Source organism: Bradyrhizobium sp. P5_C11_2, from assembly GCF_054049755.1.
This window is the reverse complement of the sequence record NZ_JBFULT010000387.1, coordinates 1-7268: the sequence shown is the minus strand read 5'-3', so window position 1 is coordinate 7268 and position 7268 is coordinate 1. Positions and strand designations below refer to the sequence as shown.

Annotated in this window: 5 protein-coding genes, 1 pseudogene and 1 riboswitch; of the genes and pseudogenes, 3 read left to right on the top strand and 3 right to left on the bottom strand. The window is 65.7% G+C overall.

Annotated elements, in window-relative coordinates; translation table 11 throughout:
• Nucleotides 1–291: TrmH family RNA methyltransferase (locus ACXJL8_RS28515; RefSeq protein WP_456685996.1), on the bottom strand; the 291-nt coding region annotated here is incomplete at its 3' end.
• A 339-nt stretch (nt 292–630) separates the two neighbouring features.
• Here ACXJL8_RS28515 and ACXJL8_RS28510 point away from each other — a divergent pair.
• Both ACXJL8_RS28510 and ACXJL8_RS28505 read left to right on the top strand, forming a co-directional pair.
• Nucleotides 631–1845, top strand: a complete 1215-nt coding sequence (locus ACXJL8_RS28510; protein WP_456621278.1) for an NADP-dependent isocitrate dehydrogenase — start codon at nt 631–633, stop codon at nt 1843–1845.
• A gap of 98 nt (nt 1846–1943) precedes the next feature.
• Nucleotides 1944–2447, top strand: coding sequence for a DUF3455 domain-containing protein (locus ACXJL8_RS28505; RefSeq protein WP_456621277.1), 504 nt, complete (start codon nt 1944–1946; stop codon nt 2445–2447).
• 4 nt (nt 2448–2451) lie between these two features.
• On the opposite strand, the gene ACXJL8_RS28500 is transcribed toward ACXJL8_RS28505, so the two are convergent.
• Complete coding sequence (locus tag ACXJL8_RS28500; protein ID WP_456685995.1) at nt 2452–3678, bottom strand: cyclic nucleotide-gated ion channel; 1227 nt, start codon at nt 3676–3678, stop codon at nt 2452–2454.
• A gap of 6 nt (nt 3679–3684) precedes the next feature.
• A complete protein-coding gene (alaS, locus tag ACXJL8_RS28495; protein WP_456685994.1) occupies nt 3685–6366 on the bottom strand; it encodes an alanine--tRNA ligase in 2682 nt (893 codons plus the stop codon).
• A 233-nt stretch (nt 6367–6599) separates the two neighbouring features.
• Nucleotides 6600–6690, top strand: a riboswitch (glycine riboswitch).
• Nucleotides 6691–6836: 146 nt separating this feature from the next.
• On the opposite strand from alaS, the pseudogene gcvT reads away from it, so the two are divergent.
• Nucleotides 6837–7268 (top strand): annotated as a pseudogene (gene gcvT / locus ACXJL8_RS28490) (glycine cleavage system aminomethyltransferase GcvT); the annotation flags it as partial.

Genomic DNA, 7268 nt, shown 5'->3' with positions numbered 1-7268 from the left:
GTCATGGGGGCGCGCGGTGGTGGCGAACAGCAGGTCGAGGTCGGCGACGGCCTCACCGACCGTGTCGAACAATTCGACCCGTTCCAGAATGTGGTCGGCGCCGGCCGCGGCGCGCTGGGCGGCGATGTTGGGCCAGCCGTCGCGGGGGTTGACGATGCGCAAGGAGCTGAGCGCAAAGTTACCCATGGCGCGTGCGGCCATGCCGATGTTTTCCCCGAGCTGCGGCTCGACCAGGATCACGATGGGACCGTCGAGGGCGAGGCCCGCCTTGCTCTTGTCAGTCCCCGACATCTCGTCTCGCTTTCACGCTGCCTCTCCAAGGCCTTGGAGAGGAGGCCTCAGGAATTGATTCAAGCCGGCTGCCCGGCCGGCTCTGCCCGCTCGCCTGTCGTTTGCCTGTCCTGACGAAATTCTCAAGGGAAATAACGGGTTGGAATCGACTTTTGAATCTCGCCCGAAACTTCAGCCCCGGCCCGGCCGGACGGCGGCCCGCCGCTCCCCGTCTGCGGAAGCTGGATGAGCTAAAAGTGCATAATCCCTTGGCTTTCGCCCGCCGCGTCCCGGTGCTAAGAGGCGGCGGATATTCCCGTGGCGCGCCAATAGCGCCGTTCCCAAGAGGCTTCCCCGATCATGGCAAAAATCAAGGTGACCAACCCCGTCGTCGAACTCGATGGCGACGAGATGACCCGGATCATCTGGCAGTACATCAAGGACAAGCTGATCAACCCGTTCCTCGATGTCGAGCTGCTCTACTTCGATCTGGGGATGGAGTACCGCGACCAGACCAACGATCAGGTCACCATCGACGCCGCCGAAGCCATCAAGAAGGTCGGCGTGGGCGTCAAGTGCGCCACCATCACCCCGGACGAGGCCCGGGTGAAGGAGTTCAACCTCAAGCAGATGTGGAAGTCGCCGAACGGCACCATCCGCAACATCCTCGGCGGCTGCATCTTCCGCGAGCCGATCATCTGCAAGAACGTGCCGCGCCTCGTTCCCGGCTGGAGCAAGCCGATCATCATCGGCCGCCACGCCTATGGCGACCAGTACCGCGCCACCGACATCAAGTTCCCGGGCAAGGGCACCCTGTCGATGAAGTTCGTCGGCGAGGACGGCACCGTGATCGAGAAGGAAGTGTTCAAGGCCCCGGGCGCCGGCGTCGCCATGGAGATGTACAATCTCGACGACTCCATCATCGATTTCGCCCGCGCCTCCTTCAACTACGGCCTGATGCGCAACTATCCGGTCTATCTCTCGACCAAGAACACCATCCTCAAGGTCTATGACGGCCGCTTCAAGGACATCTTCCAGGACATCTTCGACCGCGAGTTCAAGAAGCAGTTCGACGCCAAGGGCCTGACCTACGAGCACCGCCTGATCGACGACATGGTGGCCTCGGCGCTGAAATGGTCCGGCGGCTACGTCTGGGCCTGCAAGAACTACGACGGCGACGTGCAGTCCGACACCGTCGCGCAGGGCTACGGTTCGCTCGGCCTGATGACCTCGGTGCTGCTCACCCCCGACGGCCAGACGGTCGAAGCCGAGGCCGCCCACGGCACGGTGACCCGCCACTACCGCGAGCACCAGAAGGGCAAGGAGACCTCGACCAACTCGATCGCCTCGATCTTCGCCTGGACCCGGGGCCTCGCCCACCGTGCCAAGCTCGACAACAACCCGGAACTCGCGAAGTTCGCGACCACCCTGGAGAAGGTCTGCGTCGACACGGTCGAGGAAGGTTACATGACCAAGGACCTCGCGCTCCTGGTCGGCGCCGACCAGCGCTGGCTCTCGACCACCGGCTTCCTCGACAAGGTCGCGGAAAACCTCACGAAAGCGTTGGCGGCGTAAGCCTGCGCATTATTTCCGCCTGATCGGGGTTAAACATCATGATGGGCCGCGCCCAGGCGCGGCCCATTCATTTTGACACCATCGCGCGGAGACCGACCATGTCCACCAAGCTCGCCGTCCCCTGCCTGCCGCTGCTCGCGGCCATGATCGGATCAGCGGGGGCCGCGGAGCCGCTTCCCGACGCCATCGCCGCTCCCGGCGAGACCGTCGTGCTCAGCGTCCACGCCGAAGGCGCGCAGGTCTATGAGTGCAAGGCGGGCACCGACGGCAAGCTCGCCTGGGCCTTCCGCGAGCCGATCGCCACGCTGCTCGCCGACGGCAAGACCATCGGCCGGCACTATGCCGGCCCGAACTGGGAGCATGCTGACGGCAGCGCCGTGGTCGGCAAGGCCATCGGCAACGCACCGGGCGCAACCGCCGCCGACATCGCCTGGCTGAAGCTCGAGGTCGCCTCCCGCCGCGGCAGTGGCGTGCTGACCCCGGTCACCACAGTCCAGCGCATCAACACCCATGGCGGCAAGCTCGACGGCGCTTGCGACAAGGCCGGCGACTTCAAGAGCGCGCCCTACTCGGCCGACTATGTCTTCCTGAAGAAGGGCTGACCGCTCAGCGGTCGGTACCGTCGCGCTCGGMCTGTGCCAGCTCCGCCGCCGCGAGGTCGCCGGTCTCCTCGAGCCGCGCTCTCGCGGTCTCATGGACGTGGGCGGCGAGCGTCGGCATGCGCTCGATCAGGGCATGGAAGTCCTGGGCGTCGAGCAGCAGCAGCCGCGTCTTCCGCGTCGCCGTCACCGTGCCGCTGCGTTTGGTTTTGTGCAGCAGCGCGATCTCGCCGAAGAAGGTGCCGTCGCCAAGCCGCACCTGCTGGCTCGGCAACGCGATCTCGACCTCGCCGGCGGTGATGAAATACATCGACGATGCGACGTCCCCTCGCCGCACCAGGATCTCGCCCTGCTCGGTGGTGCGGGCGCGCAGGAGCCGCATGATGTCGGCGATCTCGGACGCGGACAGATGCGAGAACAGCGGCACCCGCGCCAGCATGCCCCAAGTGACGACGAAGTCGCGCCGCTTCACCTCCTCGGCAAAGGCGGTGGAGATGATCGCGACCGGCAGCGCGATCATGGCAAAGCCCGAGACGATCGCGAACACCGAGACGAATTTTCCGAGCGGCGTCACCGGCACGACGTCGCCATAGCCGACGGTGCCGAGCGTCACGATCGCCCACCACATCGCGTCCGGAATGGTGCCGAGCTTGCTGGGCTGCACATCACGCTCGATGGCGTAGAGTAGCGAGGCAAAGGTCAGGACCACGCCGAACAGGATGACGATGCAGCCGATCAGCGCCCGCCGCTCGGCATGGACGGCTGCAAGCAGCGAGCGCATCGCCGGCGAGTACCGGATCAGCTTGAAGAACGGCAGCACGCCGAGCCCGGCCAGCGTCGCGTGCCGGCCCGTGGCCAGGACGATCGCGGCCGGCAGGAACGCCATGAGATCGATGATGCCGAGCGCGGAGAAGGCATAGCCCAGCCGGTCGGCAAGGGCAGAACCCTGGCGCGGCGTGTGGCCCGCCACGGTCCAGAGACGCGCGGCATATTCCAGCGCGAACACGATCACGGACAAGATGGTGATCGCGGAAAACAGCACGCCGAATTGCGCGTCGAGCTCCGGCACCGAGGCGAGGATCATCGCGACCACGTCGAGCACGATGACGCCGATGATGAGCTGGATGAAGCGCGATCCGGCCGAATAGGCCAGCGGATCGTGCTCCAGCAATTCGTAGAGGCGGTCCCTCAAATCGGGATCGCGAAGCCCACGTCCTCGCGGAACGAGGCGCATGGGCCTTTACGCGCCTGCCATCGCTTTTTCGATCGCCGCAAGCGCCTCGGACGCCTTGGCGCCGTCGGGGCCGCCGGCCTGCGCCATGTCGGGCCGGCCGCCGCCGCCCTTGCCGCCGAGCGCCTCGGAGGCAACGCGCACCAGGTTCACGGCATTGAAGCGCGCGACGAGGTCGGCGGTGACGCCGACCACGATTCCGGCCTTGCCGTCCTCGGTGACGCCGACGATGGCGACGACGCCGGAGCCGATCTGCTTCTTGCCGTCATCGGCGAGGCTCTTGAGATCCTTCATCTCGATGCCTTCGACCGCGCGCGCCATCAGCTTGACGTCGCCGACTTCGCGCACGCCAGCCGCCGCGCCGTTGCTGCCGGCGGACGCGCCGCCGCCCATCGCGAGTTTCTTGCGCGCATCGGACAATTCGCGCTCGAGCTTCTTGCGCTCCTCCATCAGCGTAGCGATACGCGCCGGCACGTCGTCGATCGAGGTGCGCAGCTCGTTGGCCGCGGTCTTCGCCAGCGCCATGGTGTCGTTGGCGTGCTTGCGCGCATAGTTGCCGGTCAGCGCCTCGATGCGGCGCACGCCGGAGGCGACCGCGCTCTCGCCCGTCAGCGTGATCAGGCCGATATCGCCGGTGCGCCTGACGTGGGTGCCGCCGCAGAGCTCGACCGACCAGCCGAGCGCGTTGGCACCGCGCTCGCGCGCGGTCCGGCCCATCGAGACGACGCGAACCTCGTCGCCATATTTCTCGCCGAACAGGGCGCGCGCGCCCGCTTCGCGGGCTTCGTCCACGCCCATGACGCGGGTCGTGACCTCGTCGTTCTCCAGCACCACGTCGTTGGCGATGTCCTCGACGCGGGCAAGCTCCTCCGCCGTGATCGGCTTCGGATGCACGAAGTCGAAGCGCAGCCGGTCCGGCGCGACCATCGAGCCGCGCTGGGCGATGTGGTCGCCGAGCACCTGGCGCAGCGCCTCGTGGATGAGATGGGTCGCAGAGTGATGCGCGCGGATCGACGAGCGCCTGCTGTGATCGACTTCGAGCTGGAGCGCGGTGCCGAGCTTCAGCTCGCCGCTCTCCACCGTGCCGATATGCACGAAGAGATCGCCGAGCTTTTTCTGCGTGTCGGTGACGCGGAACTTGATCCCGCCTTCGCCCGTCAGCACGCCGGTGTCGCCGACCTGGCCGCCGGACTCCGCATAGAACGGCGTCTGGTTCAGCACCAGCGCGCCGGTCTCGCCGGCCTTGAGGCTCGTGGTTTCCTGGCCGTCCTTCACCAGCGCGGACACCACGCCTTCGGCGCTCTCGGTCTCGTAGCCCAGAAATTCGGTGGCGCCGAGCTTCTCGCGCAGCGGGAACCAGATCGCCTCAGAGGCAGCTTCGCCAGAACCCTTCCAGGACTCGCGCGCCTTGGCTTTCTGGCGCTCCATCGCATCGGTGAAGGACGCCTGGTCGACGCCGATGCCGCGCGACTTCAGCGCGTCCTGCGTCAGGTCGAGCGGGAAGCCGTAGGTGTCGTACAGCGTGAAGGCGACGTCGCCGTCGAACATGTCGCCCTTCTTCAACGACGCGCTCTTCTCGTCGAGGATGGCCAAGCCGCGGACCAGCGTCTTGCGGAAGCGGGTCTCTTCCAGCCGCAGCGTTTCCTCGATCAGGTTTTCCGCGCGCATCAGTTCGGGATAGGCCTGGCCCATCTCGCGGACCAGCGCCCAGACCAGGCGGTGCATCAGCGGCTCTTTCGCGCCAAGAAGCTGCGCATGGCGCATCGCGCGGCGCATGATCCGGCGCAGCACGTAGCCGCGGCCCTCGTTCGAGGGCAGCACGCCGTCGGAGACGAGGAAGGCCGAGGAGCGCAAATGGTCGGCGATGACGCGGAACGAGGCCACCGTCTGCTCGTTCGGCCCGCTGCCCAGCGCTGACGCGGTCGCATCGATCAAATGACGGAACAGATCGGTCTCGAAAACGCTGTCGACGCCCTGCATGATGCAGGCCATGCGCTCCAGCCCCATGCCGGTGTCGATCGAGGGACGCGGCAACGGCACGCGCTCCTCCTTCGTCACCTGCTCGTACTGCATGAACACGAGATTCCAGAATTCGAGGAAGCGGTCGCCATCCTCCTCCGGAGAGCCCGGAGGGCCGCCCCAGATGTGATCGCCGCGATCGATGAAGATTTCAGAGCACGGACCGCACGGGCCGGTGTCGCCCATCGCCCAGAAATTGTCCGAGGTCGGGATGCGGATGATGCGGTCTTCGGAGAAGCCCGCGATCTTCTTCCAGAGGCCGGCCGCCTCGTCGTCGGTGTGGTAGACGGTGACCAGCAGCTTGTCCTTGTTCAGCCCGAAATCCCGGGTGATCAGGGTCCAGGCAAGCTCGATCGCGCGCTCCTTGAAATAGTCGCCGAACGAGAAGTTGCCGAGCATCTCGAAGAAGGTGAGATGGCGCGCGGTGTAGCCGACATTGTCGAGGTCGTTGTGCTTGCCGCCCGCGCGCACGCATTTCTGCGAGGTGGTGGCGCGCTGATAGGGCCGCTTCTCGACGCCGGTGAAGACGTTCTTGAACTGCACCATGCCGGCATTGGTGAACATCAACGTCGGGTCGTTGCGCGGCACCAATGGCGAGGACGACACGATCTCGTGGCCGTTCTCGGCAAAGAAGTTCAGAAAGGTCGACCTGATCTCGTTGACGCCGCTCATGTTCATCCAATCGGGTGTGCTTGGACCCGCTTCCTTGCCATCCAAACCTGTGATTTGGGCTGATATCTGCGGGCCAAAGCGCTTTTAGACAAGGCCAGCTTCGCTGTCCAGAAACTGTGCAGAGAGATCAGAGGGTTGCCGTATCAGCGCAATCCCGTTGCAATCCCGTTGAAAGGCGCAAAGCCCGCGTTGACAGGCTTGGCCGGGCTGTGGTCTGTACCTATTTGTATCGTACGGCCACGTCGGGAGAGACCGGCTTTGGGTAGCCGGCGCCGAAGGAGCAACCGCCCCGGAAACTCTCAGGCAAAAGGACCGCGTGGCTTTGACAGCATCTGGAAAGAGGCGCCGACGGGCTTGATGTCCGGATGGCGTCCGCCGACGGGATAATACTCTCAGGCACAGCGACAGATGGGGCTTCGACTGGTGTCCATCGGGGAATCCTCCCCGGGGAACCGCCGAGGGCCCCTGTGATGCTAGCGCGCGACGACCAAGACTCCCTGAAACGTACCCCCCTTCACGGGCTGCATGTGTCCCTCGGCGGCAAGATGGTGCCGTTCGCGGGCTATGACATGCCCGTGCAATATCCCGCCGGCGTGCTGAAGGAACACCTTCACACCCGCAGCCAAGCCGGCCTGTTCGACGTCTCCCATATGGGCCAGCTCCGCTTGCTGCCGAAGTCCGGCAAGGTCGAGGACGCCGCCCGCGCGCTGGAGCGGCTGGTGCCGCAGGACATCGTCGCGGTTGCGCCGGGGCGGCAGCGCTATGCCCAGTTCACCAATGCGGATGGCGGTATCCTGGACGATCTGATGGTCGCCAATTTCGGCGATCACCTGTTCCTGGTGGTCAACGCCGCCTGCAAGGCCGAGGACGAGGCGCATCTGCGCGCGCACCTCTCGGACGAC

What these genes read in the sequence shown, in the direction of transcription:
- ACXJL8_RS28510 (WP_456621278.1), top strand. Translation starts at nt 631, where the DNA reads ATGGCAAAAATCAAGGTGACCAACCCCGTCGTCGAACTCGATGGCGAC.
- ACXJL8_RS28505 (WP_456621277.1), top strand. Translation starts at nt 1,944, where the DNA reads ATGTCCACCAAGCTCGCCGTCCCCTGCCTGCCGCTGCTCGCGGCCATG.
- alaS (WP_456685994.1), bottom strand. Translation starts at nt 6,366, where the DNA reads ATGAGCGGCGTCAACGAGATCAGGTCGACCTTTCTGAACTTCTTTGCC.